This is a genomic window from Bradyrhizobium sp. 76 (genome assembly GCF_023073025.1).
Taxonomy (GTDB): domain Bacteria; phylum Pseudomonadota; class Alphaproteobacteria; order Rhizobiales; family Xanthobacteraceae; genus Bradyrhizobium.
This window is the reverse complement of sequence record NZ_JADPIS010000090.1, coordinates 224,175-241,691: the sequence shown is the minus strand read 5'-3', so window position 1 is coordinate 241,691 and position 17,517 is coordinate 224,175. Positions and strand designations below refer to the sequence as shown.

The following is a 17,517-nucleotide window of genomic DNA, read 5'->3' as shown; positions in this document are numbered from 1 at the left end:
GCTGGAATCGGATATCGGGATGACCACCGACATGATCTCCGCGCATCGGGTCGAAACCGCGGTCGCCGCGGGCGATATCCTCGGGGAGACGCCGTTGTGGTGCGACCGATCCCGCAAGCTGTGGTGGGTCGACGTCGACCGGCGGCTGCATCAATCGTTCGATCCGGCGACAGGCGCTCATCAGGTTGTTCCGTACGCATGCAACTTCCTCGGCAGTCAGGCTCTGACGGCGGATGGCTCCCACCTGCTCGCGCAGGATCTGGGACTTTATCGCCGCGCGTCCGATGACGGTCCTCCAGCTCAGCTCTGCGAGGTCGAAAGCGGCCCCGACAACCGCCTGAACGACGGGCGCGTCGACGCGCGGGGCCGGCTATGGATCGGCACCATGGACAACCAGCTGCATCGACCGAACGGGGCGCTGTATCGCGTGGACGCGGACGGCCGGACGGCGCGCATGTTCGGCGATGTCATCGTGACGAACGGAATTGCGTTCTCACCCGACAATCGCACGCTCTATTTCACGGATACGAGGCGATACCGCACCTGGCAGTTCGACTTCGATCTCGATGACGGCGTGATCAGCAACAGACGGCTGTTCGCGGATTACAGCGCCTCCGGCGAGAGGCCCGACGGCGCGTGTGTCGACGTCGCCGGCGGACTGTGGACCGCATTCTTCTCCAGCGGTCGGGTGATACGCTATCGGCCGGACGGCCGGATCGACACCGTCATTCCGGTGCCGGCGATCAATCCGACCTGCGTGTGCTTCGGCGGAACCGATCTGAAGACCTTGTTCGTGACGACGGCCAGAAAGTTTCTGGATCGCGAGCAATTGAGCCGCGAACCCCAAGCGGGTCATATTCTGGCCATTGATAATATTGCACAGGGACTTCCAGAACACCGCTTCGGCAATTCATCCTGAAGCCTTTTCATTCTGAACCCTTGCACGGGCCATCGTGAACCGGCTCCGCTACCATCTCTCGCCGAAGGGACGAATCTCCAGCTCGAAGGTCCAGGCATCAGGAGGTCGGGATTATCAAGCGCGTTCGGACCGAGCGCCTCGATCCGCCGTTGCCGGACCCATTCCGTGTTGACGCCGGAATCGATGATCAGATGCGCCACGTGAATGTTCTTCGGGCCCAATTCGCGCGCCGCCGCTTGCGCGACCGCCCGCAAGCCGAACTTGGCGCTGGCAAAGGCCGCATAGCCGCTTCCGCCGCGCAAGCTCGCCGTCGCTCCGGTGAAGAAGATATTGCCCTGGTCACGGGGCAGCATCAGGCGCGCGGCCTCGCGGCCGGCGAGGAAGTCGGAATAGCAAGCCATCTCCCAGACCTTGCGGAACACCCGTTCGGTGGTGTCGAGAATCGGAAAGTTGACGTTGGCGCCGACGTTGAAGATGCAAACCTCGAGCGGCGCGTGCTTGTCGGCATCGCCGAGAAACGAGATGATCTGGTCTTCCTTGCGCGCATCGAGCGCGCGCGCGTGAATTTCGCCGCCGGCCTGCTCGATCTCCTTGACGAGCGGTTCGAGCTTGGCGCCGTCGCGGCATCCCGCGAACACCGTAAAGCCCTCGGAGGCGAACTTCTTTTCAATCTCAGGTTCATACCCACCCCGGCCCCGGAGCTCGACGCAACTCGCCATCGGCGGCGCCGGAGAAGCCGACGGCAAAGCTAGAGGCAAAGACGAAGGCGAAGGCCCGCCGCAGGGCCGCCTGAGATGGCCGCGTAGCGCGAGCGCCGTTCGACGTATCCCGGGAAATGATGCGACTGATCTTTCAACAGCGGACATGAGTTCTCGTTCTCGCGGCGCGTTTCGCCCAAGCTTTGCCTGGTCACTCCACCCTCTAAGCCAAGAGGGCGCAGGGAAGGCCGGGTGCCGGCTGGCACCCGCGGTCCGCTGCGCGAAGATGTAGCGCAAAAGAACCGCACAGCAGCATACAGGTGTAGCCAATCACTCGGCCTTCCCTGCGCGATGGTTGGACGGCTTATGCCGTGCTCTCCCGGGAGCCGAACTTTCCTTTTGGCCTCCCTCGCCTCGCGAATTTGGATGATGCTGTCCGCCCGGTTGGGCTCGCACACACCTCCGCGACAGCTTGACCGTAGCAACGACGGCCAGGACCACACGTCTATATTTTGGCATTCGGTGAAACACGCCGAAACTAAGAAAACGCTTTAATAGAAGCGCTTTTCGATTAGCCTGATCCGGGCTGTTTCAGCGGGCTTCATAAAACTAAGGGCCCGGCCCTACGGCTTTCAGCGTCCGCACGACAAACTGAAAGACCTCAAAGCCGAGCCCTTTGGTCTCAAGCCTTAGGAGCCGAAACCACATGGATACTACCATTGTCCCCTGCCCCGCCGGCAAGCGCGGCCGCAACAGCAGCGTCATTCTGACCGACCGCCTCTGCGAGAAGCGGGTCGCCAAGCGTACCAAGTGCTATGATCGCAAATGCCCCGGCCTGTATGTCAGCATCACGGCGGCGGGCGTAGCGACCTTCTCGTTTAAATTCACCGACCGGCAGACCGGAAAGCAGTGCACCGGCTGGCTCGGCGTCTACAATCCCGAGACTTTTACGGTCGAGGACGCCCGCAGCAAGGTCTACGGCTTCAAGGGACTGGGTACCGGCGCCCTCGCCGAGACCTTCCGCGACCAGAAGGCGGCGAAAGCGCGGCGTGGCAAGATGGTCGCCGAAATCATCGAGGAGCGGATCGAGTGGATGAAGACGCTGGTCAAGAAGCCGGATGGCGAGATGCGCCCCCGGATGGAGAGCTGGGAGAACACCGCCAGCCACCTCGACCGCTTTATCCGCCCTCGCCTCGGCAAGAAGCTAGCCATGGAGGTCACCAAGCACGACATCGCGACACTCTCGAACGACATCGTCGCAGGCAAGTTCGGCAAGCCATCGGTCAGCAACGCACGTCACATGCGAAAGGCGGCTTCGGGCCTGTTCAAGTGGGCGGCCGAGGCAGGCCGCGACTATGTGACCGCCAGCCCCCGCATCAACCTGCCCAAGCTCGATCCCGAGCATCCGCGCACCCGGGTCCTCTCGGAGGACGAGATCAGGGTCTTCTGGCACGGTCTAGATCGTGATGACCTGCCCTGGGACCGCCGGACCCGGCTGGCTCTCAAGTTCGAACTCGTCACTATGCTCCGCTCCCGTGAACTGCTCGGTGCGCGCCGGCATGAACTATTCGATCTGGATGGCGACAACCCGCGTTTCGAGGTACCTCTTAAGCGGGTTAAGAAGCGGCGGGTGATCCAGCAGCCGCTCTCGGACCTTGCCCTGGCGGTCATTGAGGAAGCGCTGACCTCAGTGGACCAGCAGTTCGTGTTCGAGAGCCCGATGTACAAGGGCCAGCCGATCGACCGCAAAGCGATGGCCGACGCGCTGCGCGGCACCAAGCACGAGAAAAACAAGGACAAGACCAAGACGCCCGGTCTCTGCGAGCTATTGGGCCTCAAGCCGTTCACACCTCATGACCTGCGGCGGACCGCGGCAACACTGGCGGGCGATCTCGGCTTTGACGATGCTGCCATCGCCAAATGCCTTGACCACGCCGTGACAAAGAAGGGCGACACCATCGTGCCGACCGTCACGGGCAAGGTCTACAACCACTCCCAACGGATGAAAGAAAAGCGTGCGGTGCTGGACGGCATCGCGATGGAGCTGCGGCGGATCATCCGCAAGCCTATTGCTAAGTTATGGAGCAAAGAGGGGTCAGCGTCCGCCGCCTGATCAACTGCATCATTCGCCTCTGAGCCCGGTCTCGGCTTGCCTAAGGACAGCTACGCATCCCATCCGCGATGGGGCAGACACTACAACCGGGCGCTGTGCAAAGTTGGCGCGCCAGGTCGCATCAGATCAAACCACATCGAGCGTTCTGCCCTGTAGTTGGCGGCAGAACGAACGGCTCTAAGCAGGCGTAGATGGAACAGCAGCTTGGACGCCAGCAAGTGCGGCTTGCAGCGCCGCTTCCTTTGTATGGTCGAGAGACGTTTTCAGGACGGTGCCGCCTTCGCCCTGGAGCCCTTCAAGTACTTTGTCGGCGGTGACCTTGCGAACCAAGACGAACAGCGCTGCGGTGCCGGGCTGGATTGCGGCAGCGGTATCCTTCATAAATTTGTCGTTGATGCCGACATCCGTTAAATATCCGCCGAGCGTGCCAGAAGCGGCACCGAGCGCCGCGCCGGCCAGCGGCATCAAGAAGATCAGTCCTATCAGCGATCCCCAAAAAGCTCCGCCAACCGCGCCGGCAGCGGTGGTATTGATCAGTTGATTGAGCCTGACGTTTCCCTTGGCGTCTTTGACGGCGATTACCGCATCGCCCAGTTCGATTAGATACTCCTTCTGCATCGCAAACAATTTCTGGCGAACCTCTTCCGCTTTCGCTTCGGTCGGGAATGCGATCACAATTAGATTACTCATGGCAGTTCTCCGTTGCGGTGCTTGGAATGCTGAGAGAACCGCCCTGGACGTAATTGATTTAGATCAACCGGCCGCCTGTGTCATCGAGGGCCGAAACAAATCAGCAGAGCGGAAGCGCGCCGTCGCCGTTTTGAGTCACTTGCGTCGGTTCAGCGCTCCGCTGCAAACTTCCGGTCTACCCTTATGAGCCGACATGCAGCGACACCGCGCCAACGGGAGCAATGGGCCAAGGCGCGACATCCTCTAGCCCTTCTCCTCTGCATTGATAACGTCCAATATATCGTACTGGCTTGCGAGCGCCGTGAGGCTGTTAGCAATGTTCCTGAGTACGGCGGCCCGTCTCGGAGAAACCTCGCCCTGTGCTGACTGGCGGCGATAGTCAGCGGCGAGCTTCCGACATTCGTCTGACTGTTCCATGCTCGTTCCCGGAAGCTAAACATTGAAAACGAACGAGAACGTTCGCCAGATCAGCTCCGCTAGGGCACCCGCAACGGTGCGTGAACGAGAACCATCGCGCCCCGGTAAGTACCGAGGTCCCCCCTTGTTCACAAGCAGCGGTGGAAGCAAGTTCCGGGCGTGTCCGCGCTCTACCTCGGACAGCCGACGTGCCGTAGCCGCCGCTGTTCGGCTCAGGGGGCCAAAGACAGAATTGCGCTTTGCTTGCTCGATGGCATCGATGGTTGGGCAAGTCCACGTAACGGAGCTAGGCAGGCAAGAAGTCTTGCCTCCTTCACATCCATGGCCGCTTTTAACTCGTAGAAGAAGCAGACGCAAAAAGCCCCGGACAATGCCGGGGCTTTAGTTTGCTCGATATGCAGACCTGATCAATACCTGGCTGCAATCGGGGCGCCATAACCACCAAACTTGTAGCTGATGCGGCCCGTGATCATGCTGACATCCGTCCGGGTGTCCGCCGAGATCGAAGTAATCGGCGCCAGCCCCGGAGTGGCAAACGTGTTGCCTCCGTTCGTTCTGAAGAGATAGTCGTATTCTATGCCGGCGGTCCAATTCGGGGAGAAGCCATACTCGACGCCAACACCGACCACGCCGCCCCAACGGGTACGCTCAGCCTGCGCGATACCAATGCCGGTTGCGGTATTGAAGAGGTCAAAGCGCTGGTTGGCGACGGCGGCGCCGCCCTTCACGTAAAGAAGAGTGTTGTTCCAAGCGTAACCAACCTGACCCGTGAAGAGGCCCAGACCGTTGATGTTGGTTTTCCAAGTGTTTCCTGGAGCGAACAAGCTGGGGCGCTCATTGCGAAGGTTGGCCCAGTCGCCCTGGGCTTCCAAGCCAAACACGAAGGCTGCGGACTGCCAACGATAGCCGACCTGACCGCCGACGATGCCACCCTCGGCATCCTTGCAACCTTCTGCAAAGCCGAAGGCAGCGCCGTTTACCCCCGTGACATCCACGCATTGGCGACTCCAGCCGTATCCGCCGTTGGCGCCGATATAGAAACCCGACCAGTCATACATCATCGGAGCTGCAATCGGGGCTGCCTTATAAGGCCGCGCGCCAAGGTCAGCGGCAGAAGCTGACGATAGTCCAAGAGCCAAAAGGCCAACCGTTCCCAGCAAGATTTTTCTGTTCATTTTATTCTCCATTTGATTTTCTCGTCGTTGAAATCGAAGCAGGCCGCGAACGATCATCGATGGAAAACTATAGCCCGCTTGAGATTCGAACACCGTGCCTCAGAAGTCACAATCGGATAAAACCCGACATCGAATTGATTATTCGCTTGCAATTTTCGCCGAGAGCGATGTCGCATCTGTCCCTTAGTACAATGCACCTTAGGACAATGGCCACGCCAGCAGCATCGCCTTGCCACTTGGTTGGGCTCCCGAGCGAGGGATAGGATTACCTCTGTTGGTGACCAGTACGCGTATCCGCGTCGCGGGGCCGCCAGCTTCGCTCAGTATTGCCAGCAACCCCGTGCCAGCCATTTAGAATTGCCCTGCCCCAAAGCAGCCGCTATGGCCGACGCTCTAATATTGCGACATTTGCCGCCAAGGCCGACCCCCGTCAACGTAACCAGCTAGCGCGGGGCGTCGCCGTGGGCCCCTGTGCAACCGATTGACTATCTATCCCCTGCCGCACCACAATGTGCCCTTGGCGGAGGGCTGGTAATATGGACTACCGCAAAGAGCTACAAGCGCTCATGGCCGAGACGGCCGCGTTGGCATCGGCGACGCCCGTCGCCATTCCGCAGAAGCCGCACGTTCCCGGTCCGCAAGCTCCGATCGACCTCGTCGTATCGATCCTAAACGAGCCCAGCCGTCCGGCACCTCGGCCTTATGATTATGGTCCGTCCGAACGCGAGCAGATCAGCAAGCGCGTAGAGAATTTCAAAGCGCACCAAGAACGGTTTCGGCGGGAGCGCGAAGATAATTATTCGAAGATGATGACGCGGGTCCGTGATGCGGCGGAAGGCCGGAGGCCACCGGACGAATTTTAATAGGAGATCCAATGTCGCAGGTTACTAAGCGATCCATTGCCATTCGTAACCACAAAACGAGCGTCAGCCTTGAGGACGAATTTTGGACGAGCCTCCACCAAATCGCTCTGACGGAAGGCACAAACCTAAAGGGCCTAATCACGGAAATCGATAGTCAACGGGCTCACGCAAATCTGTCGTGCGCCATCCGGCTCTACGTGCTCGATCACTATAGATTGCGCGCCCGGATGGCAGCGCACAGCGCGATGGCTCCTACGAGCGGATATAGCCACGAAGCAGATCACAGGCTGATCGCTTTTCCGGAAAAGTGAAATCGCCGCGTAACTCACAGCGAGTGGGGTATCTGATGGACCCTCAGCGTCGTTATGAACTCAAAGCTATACTCGACCGGTTGGGCAACGCATCGAGTGAATTGCGCGGGCGTGCGGGCGAAGAGGAAACGACTTTCAAGTTGATGCCCGAGAACATGAGGCAGAGCCCGAGACCCATCGCGGACCAAGAAACGTCGGAGCGCCCAAACAGGTTATCTGTGACAATGCTGCAACGGTTCCAAAGAACTTAAGTCCGCCAGAAAGTTGCCGGCTTAGTTGCCAATTCCGGTCAAGAACGTTCCTCACAAGGACGTGAGGCAACGCAGGGGATCAACTATGCGAAGGATTTGGAGCGCAAGTCACTTAGCGACTGTCGGGAGCTTGCAGTCGCAATTGGACGATTTGAATAAGCGATTGAGTGAGTTTGAACGTGACCTCACCGCGCGCTCAACAATCGATGCGCTGAAGCGCGATGCACTTTCCGTTTCTAGACACATCGACAGCATACGGTGCGCGGAAGCAACTGCTTCGCTTGGCGAACTTTTGCGGAGATAGGGAAAAGAAGAGAACGCAGGCAGACCAAGTCTTCTCCAGTGTCCAGCGGGCAGAGGAGGAATGGTCGGCCATCGAATAGCGCGTATTCACGCGATGAACGCCACGCTATCTGCAGAGTTCCTACCCACGGTTTTGGCGCAGGTGGTAGAGAACATATTGCCACGGCACTGCCATCCGTCGCCCAGTTCCATCCTGTCAATCCGCTGAGGGATAGCGGCAGCGGCGGTAACGAGTACTACAGCAACCACGACTGAAGCCCAAGCGAGTGTCCAAATCCTGCTCATGATTAGCTCCGTTTCGGTGAGCAGGATCATGCGCTCGGTTTGCTTCGGCCGAATGTCGCCTCGCGCGCGATCGTGTTTCAGGACCGCTTCTTGCGGCCTGAAAGCACTAGGCTGCTGCTAACGAAGGAACCCTTTGGCGGTGGCCATGTTGGGGTGCCTTCGCGGCGCCATCAGCTACAAAGCGAACGCTCGCGCGAGGGTGCCCATTCGCAAGGCTCGAAGCGGCCCCTTTGAGCCGGCGGGCCCCTTTGGATACGATCCGCACAGGACGTTTCAGACCTCCCGTTCAAGGCCCCGCGCGGCCCGCTTCCGGCTGCACGGACCTAGCCACCGCATTTGAATCAACCTTATTGCGAGTAATGTTCCCACCGTGGATCGATCATTCATTCTGTTGTCTGATGCCACGGCGTCGAACATTAAAGCAGGAGCGTACCCTCGAAGAACGACTGCCTCCGAGGTGGAGCGGCTGCGGAAACAAGCAACATCGTTGCCGCTCGGTGCAGATCGCGAAGCATTGGGCTTAAAGCGCATAAGCAGAAGCAGGGTTGCATATGATGGATTGGCTTGCCGACCACTAACGTTTGCGAGCAGAGCCTCGGAGCATGCATGTGAACCCAAGTATCTTAGAAATACTTGAGGACCCGAACCGAAGCTCGGCTGCAATCGCGCGGTATTAGCGCCTCCCTCGGTGCTAGCGCCTTCAGCTTCGCTGTCCTGGCAGGCGAGCATCCCTACCCCTCGGATGGATCAGACACGTCGCTAATCTTGCGAACGGCGACATCAATCGACATCCCTAAATAGTCGCCTGTATCTCCAAACCACGAGCCAGCGAGTGGGATCGCTTGGCCCGGATGCCGGGCGATCGCCACCGGGATCAAATCAAAACCCCCGTTGAGATTGTTCGTCGGATCGCAATCCAGCCAGCCTGCGCCAGGGAGAAACACCTGGACCCAAGCGTGGGTTGCGCCGGAGCCGGTCATGCCGACGGCGCCTCCGTCTAGGGCAGCATCATACAGGTAACCGCTGACGAAGCGAGATGCGAGACCGAGCCGGCGTAATGTCTCGATCATCAGCCAAACAAAATCTCGGCAGGTGCCGGACCTCGAGCGCAGCGTCTCCCCCGGCGATTGGGTGCCCTCCACATCCCTTCCACGATAACCGAAATCAGTCCTAAACGTCTTCAGTATCCGACGCAGCACATCGGTGGTGCGATCCTGGTCGCCGGCAACAAAGCTCTTGATCCATGCCGCCACGCTGCCATCCGGATCTTCGGCGTGAGGACGAAGATATCCGGCCAAGTCGGTCCACTCGTCCGGTGTATATTGCACGGGGATTTCCTCAGCGCGCGGCTCCAGCGGAAAAGCGTCGACGCCTTTGATTCCGAAATAGATGCCGCGAACCGTGAATGTGAACGTCAACTCGCTACCCGGCTCGCTGAACTCCATCACTGTCACAGTGTTGGACCGTGAGTCGGTAGTCCAATGGACTCTTGACGGCACGCTCGTGCGTGCCGACCAGACGCAGACGAACCTCGCCTTGAAACATGGCCCGGTGCGTACCGAAAGTGACGGGTTTCGCATATCTATAGGTTGTGCTGTGCGTGATCTCGCCAATGATCGCCATTCGCTAATCCTACTGGTCCATTGCTCCAGCGGGTTGACTGTGCATTTGAGCGCCGTTTCCTGCAGCACCGACACCGTATGGACCGTAGCCGCGGCAAGCATGGCTTCCGCCGCACACAGCGACAGCGCCAGCCCGGTGTCGAGGCAAGAAAGTCCCGGATAACTGCGAATCGAGTTGGACCAGGACCTTCTACCGAAGGCTCGTACGCAGGAGCTTCGCACCGTTGATGCAGATCAACCCTGACGTTTCCATCTCATTGGGCCATCGGCTTGCTCTTCTTTGACTAAGTCGCTTGCGTTTAGGTTAGGATTGATGTCCGTCCGGTCAAAAGCGCCGAGTTCTAGCTGTTGAATGCAAGCTCTGGTCTGCCCTCTGGACGGAGGGTATCTGCACCGACACAACAGAAGCAATGGAGAGGAAGAGACAGCAAGTCCCGGAGCGAATAAGTGCCCTCGACCCAGAATGCCCATGAGTTCATCCGAGACCCGGTTGTGGAGATCTTGGACTCGCCCCGGCGATCAGATCGGTCCGAACTCTTGAAGAAGGAATTTGCTCAGCTCTAGGCGCGCAACTCTAGTTCTTCCTTTTTGCAATCTTCTTGAGCATTGCGATCTGTCGAAAGAACAGTTTTATCGGCTGAGCAGGGCTTCCAAGAACCCTCGTCCCGGGCGCAATATCTGAGATGACGCCAGCCTGCGCTCCGATCTCCGAACCCCGACCTATCCGAAGATGCCCCGCCATGGCCGCCTGCCCCCCTACGCGGACGAAATCCTCAAGTACGGTCGAACCTGAAATACCGACTTGTGCAACGACGACACAACAGCGGCCGAGGACAACGTTATGTCCGATCTGCACGAGATTATCGAGGCGAGAGCCAGCGCCTATGACCGTATCTCGCGATGATCCGCGATCAACCGTCGTATTGGCACCAACTTCAACATCGTCTTCAAGGATGACCCGCCCAAGCTGAGGGATAGAGAGAAAACCGCTGGTGGTGGACGCGAAGCCAAAACCTTCCTGTCCGATCCGGGCGCCGGAATAGACGTAAACGCGTGCTCCCAATACCGCGTAACTTAGAGTTACATGTGCACCAATCCTGCAGTCACGACCGATAATCACGCCGCTTCCGACGACTGTGCAGGCCCCGATCCGACAGCCGGGCCCTATCTCTGCTCCCGTCTCGATCACACACAGAGGTCCAATCTCCGTCGAAGGATCGATATGCACGCCATCAGCCACAATTGCGGATGGATGAACACCAGGACAAGGCGTTGGCACAGGATAGAACAGTGCAGCAACGCGGGCCCAAGCCGCATATGGTTCGCTCGTTAGGATCGCCGCCGTTGCCCTTGGTACTCGCGCAGCCATATCGGGATGAACGACCACAGCGCCGGCAGACGTCTGATCGAGTGCCGAAGCGTATCGCCGATTGTCCAGAAAGCTCACCTCATGAGGGCCTGCGGTTTGGAGAGGGGCCACCCCTTCAAGGAGTAATTCACGTCCATCCCCAAAGCCGCCCGCGGTGCTCACAACCAGGTTGAGTGAATGGGGCCCAGTTCGCCGAAAGAACCTTGGACTACCCAGCCCAGTCTCGATCATGTTGTTCCCCTCGGGCGAGCCAAGATCAACTAGCGTTTCCTTCAGCTTCTCGCGTGTGTCGCCCTGCCGGCAGAGAAGAAAATCCCCCCGAGCTGCGCAACGCCCACTCTTCCGCTTGGCTCGCCATCGGACACTTAAGCGACCGGGGAGACAATTGGCCCGCTCACAAGCATCTTCCTGCGATCGTGGATCAACCCCTCCAGTCGATGTGCCGCAACATTCAACGTAACAGCATCCACCGCCGCCTCGTCGCCGGCCGCGGCTTTAGCCCCCTGCCCCTTCAGGACCTCGTCGATCTCGTCTTCGATCGCTCCGAGCTCGACCAGACTGTCGGTCCTCCGTATCCGCCGGGCTATGGCGTACAACCGGTCCAGCGGAGCATCGGCTGCCGCAGGCCCGATCCCGAGAAACTTCCAGATTGCCGCGAACAGCGTCGCGATTCCGCCCAGAACCATTGGCGTTAAGTAGATCCAGTTTCCGTATTCATCCATAAAGCTCTGCGTGGTGCCGTTGTAGACAGCGGCCGCACCTGGATGCACGGCGAGGTAAGCATCCGGATCAGTGCTCGGCGCCGTAATTTGCGCAAAGATCGGTTGCTCGACCATGAGATCGCGGCGGACATTCAAGATGGTCTGGGTCAAGCTCGTGACCAGATCGGAACCGAGCTTCTTTCTTGCAACCAGGTATAACGAGGTTCGCAGCGTCGTGAGATCGTCGCTCGGGACCGGCGGCGCGCCGCGGACCGTACCTTTTGGCACGTCGAAGCTTTCATATGCACGCTCGGCTTGCGCAATCGCCCCGGCGGAATCGACAGAGATCAGGACCGGCAAGGCTTTCGGTCCTTGTTGAAAGAACCCTCGCACCAGCGCCAGATATTTTTGCGACAAGGGGACTACGACGAGCAGTGCGCTGATCTGCTTTGACTGCAGTGCGCTCCGGGCATCGGCCAGTGCGACGTCTTTGAACACCTTGGCGCCATCAAGGCCATACTCCTTGCTCAACACATCCACCAGCTTGGAATTTGTCTCCAAACTTATCACGCCGACATTGCGGCCTTTCAGCTTACCCATGCTGTCAATTGGCGTATCAGGAGGCGCCATCACGAGCGCCACGAGGTGACTTACAACGACGACCGCCTGAGCCTCCGACAAGTCGCCGACATCACCGCGAACCACTGCGAGATCGGTCTTGCCTGCGGCAAACATTTTCCCGGCGGCCAATGCCGTACCGGTATCGATGATCGTCAGCCGCACCGGCGCGTTCATCGAGACGAGCTTGCCCGCAATAGCCGACATGGCCTGGGCGGCTTCTCCGTCGATAGAGCCGACCGCGACCGTCAGGCTGACCGGCTTGGTATAGTACCGATAGCCAAGGAGGCCCGCACCGGCCGCAAGTGCGGCCAGCCCGGCAATCAGGACGAAGCGAAGCCAGAGTGACAATCTAATTGAGGTCATGTTCACTGCACTGCAGCCGTGATTTCCAATCGAGAGAAGATGTCTCGCGGCTCATTGCTTAGGTAGCTTTCGAGCCAATTGCTGGTCCTGAAGACAGGTCTGCAAATCAACATAGCTCGGCGGCATGGAGTTCGCGTCTGCCTTGTTTCCGACCGTTGCGCCGATGCACATCGTTCGATCTGACGTGGAAAAGCTCGACCAAATCGCCTGAAGCTGGTCCCTTGCGCGCTCCTCATCATCTTTACACCGCTTGATCGTCCCGTTCATGCCCGCCTTCGGATCGAACGCCGCGGCGCTGTCGATCTTGCACTCCTTGGCGATATCAAATTTCGGAACCTCGTCGGACACAGCGATGATCAGCTGTGAACCAAGAATTGCCATGGACAATTTAAGCAGCATTTCACTCTCCTATCAGGTTCAGCATTGCCTTCGTCATTGCGGAAATATCGACTTGATCGGCTTATTTGCGAACGAACACCACGTCGAACGTTTGCCTTGCGACTGCCTGATGGTACGTGCCTGTGAGCCTGCCCCCCGCAGCGTCATAGTTGAGCGTATAAGTCGAGCCGTTGTATCCGCCCGCCCGCAGTTCGAAGAAGAGCTTCAACTTTCCGCCTTCCTCGGTCGCCATGGCCGCATAAAACGGCAACGGATTTGGGTTTGCGTAATTGGCGTCAAGCTTGCCGCCAGCGTCCACGGACCTGATTGCTATGACGTAACCGCCATCCGGTCGCACCCAGCGGCCTGGCAAGGCATCGAATGCAGTCGGCAACTCGGATGCCGAGGTCGCCACGGGCGCGCCAGCAAGCGGCTCCGCGCGCGCCGGGATCATGACAAAGCCGACTGCAACACTCATCGCGATACATCGTATGGGATTCATGGCAAGGCCCGATCATGGCTTCGAGACAATATCGCAATGGACCACGCGCCCATTGCGACGTGAAAGGCCACCGCTGGCCACAGCAGCATGCCGTGCAGGCCATCACTGAGACTGGCAAAGGCGAGCACACCGGCGACTGCAAGATTGTAGAACATCAACGCCGAAACCAACCCCCGTGCGGCACGTCCCTGTTCGTCGCGCGCCAGCCAGCAGACGATCGACAGCGCCACTATCGCGGCTCCGCCGACGCGGGCCAGGCTCACGGCGGCACTGGCCTCAAGCGCAGCGCCAAGCAGAAGCAATGCCGTCACCGAGGGTAAGCTCAGCAGCGACACCCCCGCTCCTATCTCGACGATTGCGGTTATGGTCAGCAAATTTCTCATGATCATACCGGCTTGATCGATAGAAATGGAGAGTGGCGCCAGGCAATGCCGGCGCCACCTTCTCGGCTATCCGGCAGATCTAGTCGCTCGCCCTGGCCGCTGCCGCGCGAACCCTGGCCTGCTCCACCTCGGAAAGCTGCATCGGCCCGAGATCGACGGTGAACTTATGGATCTTGCCGTCGAATGCGAACGGCACCTGATAGTCCTTGTCATTCACGCCCGTCCTCGTATCGATCCCGACGTCGAAAGTCTCGTCAGCCACTTGCAGGAAGGAGATCGAGTTGGCCTGCTTGCCCGTAGCGACGACTTTGTCGTCAACCTTCAGGACTCCGCTGCCTCCCTTGGCAATACCCGGACCGTCATAGGTGTATTCGAACGCGATCGTGTGCTTGCCGGCGGAGAGTACATCCGGTCCCTCCCAGCGGTATTGGGCGAGGATCAGCATGTTGTAGTCGAACACCGGCTTGCCTTTGAGCATGTACAATCCCCAGCCTCCCCAGCGCCCGCCCATGGTGGCGATCATCCCATCGCCGCCAGTTTGGGGAACCTCGACTTCGGCGAGCATCTTGTAGGATCTGCCGAGGATGTTCGGTGCATTGCTGGAATTGATTCCCGGATTTACTCCGGTGTAAGTGAAGATGGTCTTGCCCGCCGTGGCGCTTGGGCGCGGCGCCAACGACCGTGCGAATGTGTCATTGTTCAAGGGAAGGACGTTGTACTTGGCTGCCTCCGCCACGAACAGCTTCTGCATCTCCTTGAGCTTGTCGGGCATCTTCGCCGCAAGATCGTTGGCCTGCGAATAGTCTTCCTTGATATTGTACAACTCCCATTTGTATTCGGCGATCGGCGGCAACGGTGCGTTCAATATCCACGGCCCGTGCGGCGGGGTCGTATTGGCGTACCAGCCGTCGTTATAGATTCCACGATTGGCTATCATCTCGAAGTACTGGGTCTTTCGTTTCGATGGCGCATTGGCGTTCGCCTTGTCGAACGTATAGGCCATGCTGATCCCTTCAATCGGCTTCTGCTTGATGCCATTGACGGTTTGTGGCGACTTGATGCCTGCCGCTTCGAGGATCGTCGGCACGATGTCGATCACATGATGGAACTGGCTCCGGACGCCGCCCGCATCCTTGATACGATTGGGCCACGCGATTGCCATTCCCTGTCGGGTGCCGCCGAAATGCGACGCTACCTGCTTGGTGTATTTGAACGGCGTGTCGAAGGCCCACGACCACGCGACCGCCATGTGCGGGTAACTGCCGGCCGAGCCCCATGCATCGTAAAACTTCAGCTGTTCTTCGATCGGAAAGTCGAGGATGCCATTGTAGGAGGTGTACTGATTGGGGGTTCCAGACAACGTGCCTTCAGGGCTCGTGCCGTTGTCGCCGTCGATGTAGATGACCAGGGTGTTGTCGAGCCGGCCCATATCCTCGACCTGCTGGATCACACGGCCGATTTCGTAGTCGGTATAGGCCGTATAGCCCGCGTATACTTCGGCCTGTCGGGCGAACAGTTTTTTCTGGTCGGCCGTTAGCGTGTCCCATTTGGGGAGACTATCCGGCCATTCGGTCAACTTTGCCTCTTGCGGGATGGCTCCCAGACGCTTCTGATTGGCGAAGATCTCCTCGCGCAGCGCGTTCCATCCCTTGTCGAACTTGCCCTTGAACTTCTCGACCCACTCCGCTTTTGGCTGATGCGGCGAGTGACTGCCGCCCGGAACATAATAGAGGAAGAACGGCTTGTCGGGCGCTGCGGCGTTCAGCTCCTTCATGTAGCCGATCGCCTCGTCCGCCAAATCGGTCGTGAGGTTGTAGTCCGGCTTGCCGACCCACGGAGAGATCTGCTTGTTGTTCTGGAAAAGGTAGGGCGTCCACTGATCGGTCTCCCCGCCCATGAAGCCGTAGAAATAGTCGAATCCCATTCCAACCGGCCATTGATCGAACGGCCCGGCGATTGTGTATTGATAGGCCGGCGTGTTGTGGTTCTTGCCGAACCATGATGTGGAGTAGCCGTTGCCCTTGAGAATGGCTCCGATCGTTGCGTTGTCCGGGCCTATGACCGAGTCGTAGCCGGGAAAGCCGGTCGAGAGTTCGGTGATCACGCCGAAGCCCGACGAGTGGTGATTGCGCCCGGTGATCAGCGCTGCTCGCGTAGGTGAACACAGCGCGGTGGAGCTGAATTGCGTGTAGCGCAGTCCCGACTTGGCGATGCGGTCCAATGCCGGAGTCGGGATGACGCCCCCGAATGTGCCGCTGACGCCGTAGCCCTGATCGTCTGTCATGATGAGGAGCACGTTTGGAGCGCCCTTGGGCGGCACGACGGTCGGGGGCCACCAGGGTTTGGAATCCGTGGCCGTTTCCTTGATCACACCACCAAATTTTGGGGGAACCACCGGAATTTGATTGCCCTGGATCGTGGTGGTGGCACTCGGCGTTCCCAACGTGCCGTTGATGGTCTGGGCCAGCGCGCCGGGCAGATAACTTGTCCCGACAAGAAAGCCCATCGAAAGCGTCGTAATGATCTTCATGTGACGGCCCTCTTCTGCTGCTCGATTCGGTTCGTTCAATGCCAATCCACAGCCGGTGATCTTTGCCTATTGCAGCTTGATGCCGGCGCGCTCTCGCATGCTTTTGAAAACGATATCGATCGCCTGGATAATGCGGAGCTGAGGATTGGCCTTGCAGTACACGATCAGCTCATGCTCGGCCTCTTTGCCCTTCCTGATGTCCATGTAGTGCCGCTTGGCGAGGCCGTTGTACCAGCCGCTGTACCAGGAGCTCAGCAGGTCGGCCTGATCCTGCCAGGTCCCGGCGAGTTGCGCGCAAGTCAGCGCCTGGATATCAAGAAACCCTTCAGGGTCGGCATAGGTGCTCAGATCCACTTGGGCCTTTGCGCCCGAATTCACCGTCATCATCGCGGCACCCATTACGATCGAGATAAATATCTTTCGCATCGTGTTCTTCTTTCCCGCGAACTATCTTCGCATCTGGTTGAGATGTCGGATCAAGGAGTGAGCGGCTTCTGATCCGTTCGATGCAGCGCCAGAGTGTCGACTCCTGCCTCTCGCTCGATTGTGTCGACATGGACGACCGGCGCTTCGCTTGAAAGTTCAATGGCAGCGACGATGGTGTTGAGCTTGGCGGTATCGAGATTGCGTTCGAATTGCTCGCGCGAGCCCCACTCCTCGACAAGACAGAGCGTCTTGCGTTTGTCGAGGTCGGCATAGAGCCGCGCTTGCACGCAACCCGCAGCCGCCCGCGTGGGACCCAGCAACGATCCGAGCGTGCGCAGAATCTCGGCGCGCTTCTCGTCCGGAGCGACGATTTGCATGGAGAAGACGATCACGGTTCAATTCTTTCGGCCGTCACCGAGATACATAGCGCGCGATACTCGCCCACTCATCGCAAGAAGTGCGCCAACTTCCGTCGCAAGCCGCCGTCGGAAGAAAACGCTATCAAAACAGCACGCTGGATAGTCGATCAGGTTGTCCTCATCCGTTCCGGCACCAGCGTTCCTCCGAAACTTCGGATGAATCTCCGAGATCTCGGAG

Annotated in this window: 15 protein-coding genes and 1 pseudogene; 4 read left to right on the top strand and 12 right to left on the bottom strand. The window is 59.0% G+C overall.

Annotation, left to right across the window (positions count from 1 at the left end; all coding sequences use genetic code 11):
* Window positions 1–19: 19 nt before the first annotated feature.
* Complete coding sequence (locus IVB48_RS17740) at window positions 20–919, top strand: SMP-30/gluconolactonase/LRE family protein (RefSeq protein ID WP_247401280.1); 900 nt, start codon at window positions 20–22, stop codon at window positions 917–919.
* A gap of 48 nt (window positions 920–967) precedes the next feature.
* Here IVB48_RS17740 and IVB48_RS17735 read toward each other — a convergent pair.
* A pseudogene (locus IVB48_RS17735) lies at window positions 968–1,638 on the bottom strand (SDR family NAD(P)-dependent oxidoreductase).
* Between the two features lie 685 nt (window positions 1,639–2,323).
* Between IVB48_RS17735 and IVB48_RS17730 the strand changes: the two are divergent.
* The gene (locus tag IVB48_RS17730; protein ID WP_247401277.1) at window positions 2,324–3,730 is read left to right on the top strand and encodes a site-specific integrase; all 1,407 of its coding nucleotides are present in this window, start codon (window positions 2,324–2,326) and stop codon (window positions 3,728–3,730) included.
* A 177-nt stretch (window positions 3,731–3,907) separates the two neighbouring features.
* Here IVB48_RS17730 and IVB48_RS17725 read toward each other — a convergent pair whose 3' ends face one another.
* On the bottom strand, window positions 3,908–4,420 hold the full coding sequence (locus IVB48_RS17725) for a DUF1269 domain-containing protein (protein WP_247401274.1): 513 nt from the start codon (window positions 4,418–4,420) through the stop codon (window positions 3,908–3,910).
* A gap of 824 nt (window positions 4,421–5,244) precedes the next feature.
* Window positions 5,245–6,012 (bottom strand): outer membrane beta-barrel protein, encoded by a 768-nt coding sequence (locus tag IVB48_RS17720; protein WP_247401272.1) that lies wholly within the window; start codon window positions 6,010–6,012, stop codon window positions 5,245–5,247.
* A gap of 536 nt (window positions 6,013–6,548) precedes the next feature.
* On the opposite strand from IVB48_RS17720, the gene IVB48_RS17715 reads away from it, so the two are divergent.
* Window positions 6,549–6,875 carry a hypothetical protein gene (locus tag IVB48_RS17715; protein ID WP_247401269.1) on the top strand — a complete coding sequence of 109 codons (327 nt, stop codon included), beginning with the start codon at window positions 6,549–6,551 and terminating at the stop codon, window positions 6,873–6,875.
* A gap of 11 nt (window positions 6,876–6,886) precedes the next feature.
* Window positions 6,887–7,186 carry a ribbon-helix-helix domain-containing protein gene (locus IVB48_RS17710; protein ID WP_247401268.1) on the top strand — a complete coding sequence of 100 codons (300 nt, stop codon included), beginning with the start codon at window positions 6,887–6,889 and terminating at the stop codon, window positions 7,184–7,186.
* 1,570 nt (window positions 7,187–8,756) lie between these two features.
* Here IVB48_RS17710 and IVB48_RS17705 read toward each other — a convergent pair.
* From IVB48_RS17705 to IVB48_RS17660, 9 genes are all read right to left on the bottom strand, one after another.
* Window positions 8,757–9,470: a transglutaminase family protein gene (locus IVB48_RS17705; RefSeq protein ID WP_247401265.1), complete on the bottom strand. Its 714-nt coding sequence runs from the start codon at window positions 9,468–9,470 to the stop codon at window positions 8,757–8,759.
* Between the two features lie 751 nt (window positions 9,471–10,221).
* Complete coding sequence (lpxD, locus tag IVB48_RS17695) at window positions 10,222–11,247, bottom strand: UDP-3-O-(3-hydroxymyristoyl)glucosamine N-acyltransferase (RefSeq protein WP_247401262.1); 1,026 nt, start codon at window positions 11,245–11,247, stop codon at window positions 10,222–10,224.
* A 134-nt stretch (window positions 11,248–11,381) separates the two neighbouring features.
* The gene (locus IVB48_RS17690; protein ID WP_247401260.1) at window positions 11,382–12,701 is read right to left on the bottom strand and encodes a TAXI family TRAP transporter solute-binding subunit; all 1,320 of its coding nucleotides are present in this window, start codon (window positions 12,699–12,701) and stop codon (window positions 11,382–11,384) included.
* 51 nt (window positions 12,702–12,752) lie between these two features.
* Window positions 12,753–13,100 (bottom strand): hypothetical protein, encoded by a 348-nt coding sequence (locus IVB48_RS17685; RefSeq protein WP_247401259.1) that lies wholly within the window; start codon window positions 13,098–13,100, stop codon window positions 12,753–12,755.
* A gap of 61 nt (window positions 13,101–13,161) precedes the next feature.
* Window positions 13,162–13,557 carry a hypothetical protein gene (locus tag IVB48_RS17680; RefSeq protein ID WP_247401255.1) on the bottom strand — a complete coding sequence of 132 codons (396 nt, stop codon included), beginning with the start codon at window positions 13,555–13,557 and terminating at the stop codon, window positions 13,162–13,164.
* Window positions 13,558–13,577: 20 nt separating this feature from the next.
* Window positions 13,578–13,964 carry a hypothetical protein gene (locus IVB48_RS17675; RefSeq protein ID WP_247401253.1) on the bottom strand — a complete coding sequence of 129 codons (387 nt, stop codon included), beginning with the start codon at window positions 13,962–13,964 and terminating at the stop codon, window positions 13,578–13,580.
* A 79-nt stretch (window positions 13,965–14,043) separates the two neighbouring features.
* The gene (locus IVB48_RS17670; RefSeq protein WP_247401251.1) at window positions 14,044–16,494 is read right to left on the bottom strand and encodes an arylsulfatase; all 2,451 of its coding nucleotides are present in this window, start codon (window positions 16,492–16,494) and stop codon (window positions 14,044–14,046) included.
* A gap of 66 nt (window positions 16,495–16,560) precedes the next feature.
* On the bottom strand, window positions 16,561–16,920 hold the full coding sequence (locus IVB48_RS17665; protein WP_247401249.1) for an HdeA/HdeB family chaperone: 360 nt from the start codon (window positions 16,918–16,920) through the stop codon (window positions 16,561–16,563).
* 50 nt (window positions 16,921–16,970) lie between these two features.
* The gene (locus tag IVB48_RS17660; RefSeq protein ID WP_247401247.1) at window positions 16,971–17,312 is read right to left on the bottom strand and encodes an antibiotic biosynthesis monooxygenase; all 342 of its coding nucleotides are present in this window, start codon (window positions 17,310–17,312) and stop codon (window positions 16,971–16,973) included.
* Window positions 17,313–17,517: the final 205 nt, after the last annotated feature.

What these genes read in the sequence shown, in the direction of transcription:
- IVB48_RS17685 (WP_247401259.1), bottom strand. Translation starts at nt 13,100, where the DNA reads ATGCTGCTTAAATTGTCCATGGCAATTCTTGGTTCACAGCTGATCATC.
- IVB48_RS17720 (WP_247401272.1), bottom strand. Translation starts at nt 6,012, where the DNA reads ATGAACAGAAAAATCTTGCTGGGAACGGTTGGCCTTTTGGCTCTTGGA.
- IVB48_RS17680 (WP_247401255.1), bottom strand. Translation starts at nt 13,557, where the DNA reads ATGAGTGTTGCAGTCGGCTTTGTCATGATCCCGGCGCGCGCGGAGCCG.
- IVB48_RS17710 (WP_247401268.1), top strand. Translation starts at nt 6,887, where the DNA reads ATGTCGCAGGTTACTAAGCGATCCATTGCCATTCGTAACCACAAAACG.
- IVB48_RS17715 (WP_247401269.1), top strand. Translation starts at nt 6,549, where the DNA reads ATGGACTACCGCAAAGAGCTACAAGCGCTCATGGCCGAGACGGCCGCG.
- IVB48_RS17690 (WP_247401260.1), bottom strand. Translation starts at nt 12,701, where the DNA reads ATGACCTCAATTAGATTGTCACTCTGGCTTCGCTTCGTCCTGATTGCC.
- IVB48_RS17670 (WP_247401251.1), bottom strand. Translation starts at nt 16,494, where the DNA reads ATGAAGATCATTACGACGCTTTCGATGGGCTTTCTTGTCGGGACAAGT.
- lpxD (WP_247401262.1), bottom strand. Translation starts at nt 11,247, where the DNA reads ATGATCGAGACTGGGCTGGGTAGTCCAAGGTTCTTTCGGCGAACTGGG.
- IVB48_RS17725 (WP_247401274.1), bottom strand. Translation starts at nt 4,420, where the DNA reads ATGAGTAATCTAATTGTGATCGCATTCCCGACCGAAGCGAAAGCGGAA.
- IVB48_RS17675 (WP_247401253.1), bottom strand. Translation starts at nt 13,964, where the DNA reads ATGAGAAATTTGCTGACCATAACCGCAATCGTCGAGATAGGAGCGGGG.
- IVB48_RS17665 (WP_247401249.1), bottom strand. Translation starts at nt 16,920, where the DNA reads ATGCGAAAGATATTTATCTCGATCGTAATGGGTGCCGCGATGATGACG.
- IVB48_RS17730 (WP_247401277.1), top strand. Translation starts at nt 2,324, where the DNA reads ATGGATACTACCATTGTCCCCTGCCCCGCCGGCAAGCGCGGCCGCAAC.
- IVB48_RS17740 (WP_247401280.1), top strand. Translation starts at nt 20, where the DNA reads ATGACCACCGACATGATCTCCGCGCATCGGGTCGAAACCGCGGTCGCC.
- IVB48_RS17705 (WP_247401265.1), bottom strand. Translation starts at nt 9,470, where the DNA reads ATGGAGTTCAGCGAGCCGGGTAGCGAGTTGACGTTCACATTCACGGTT.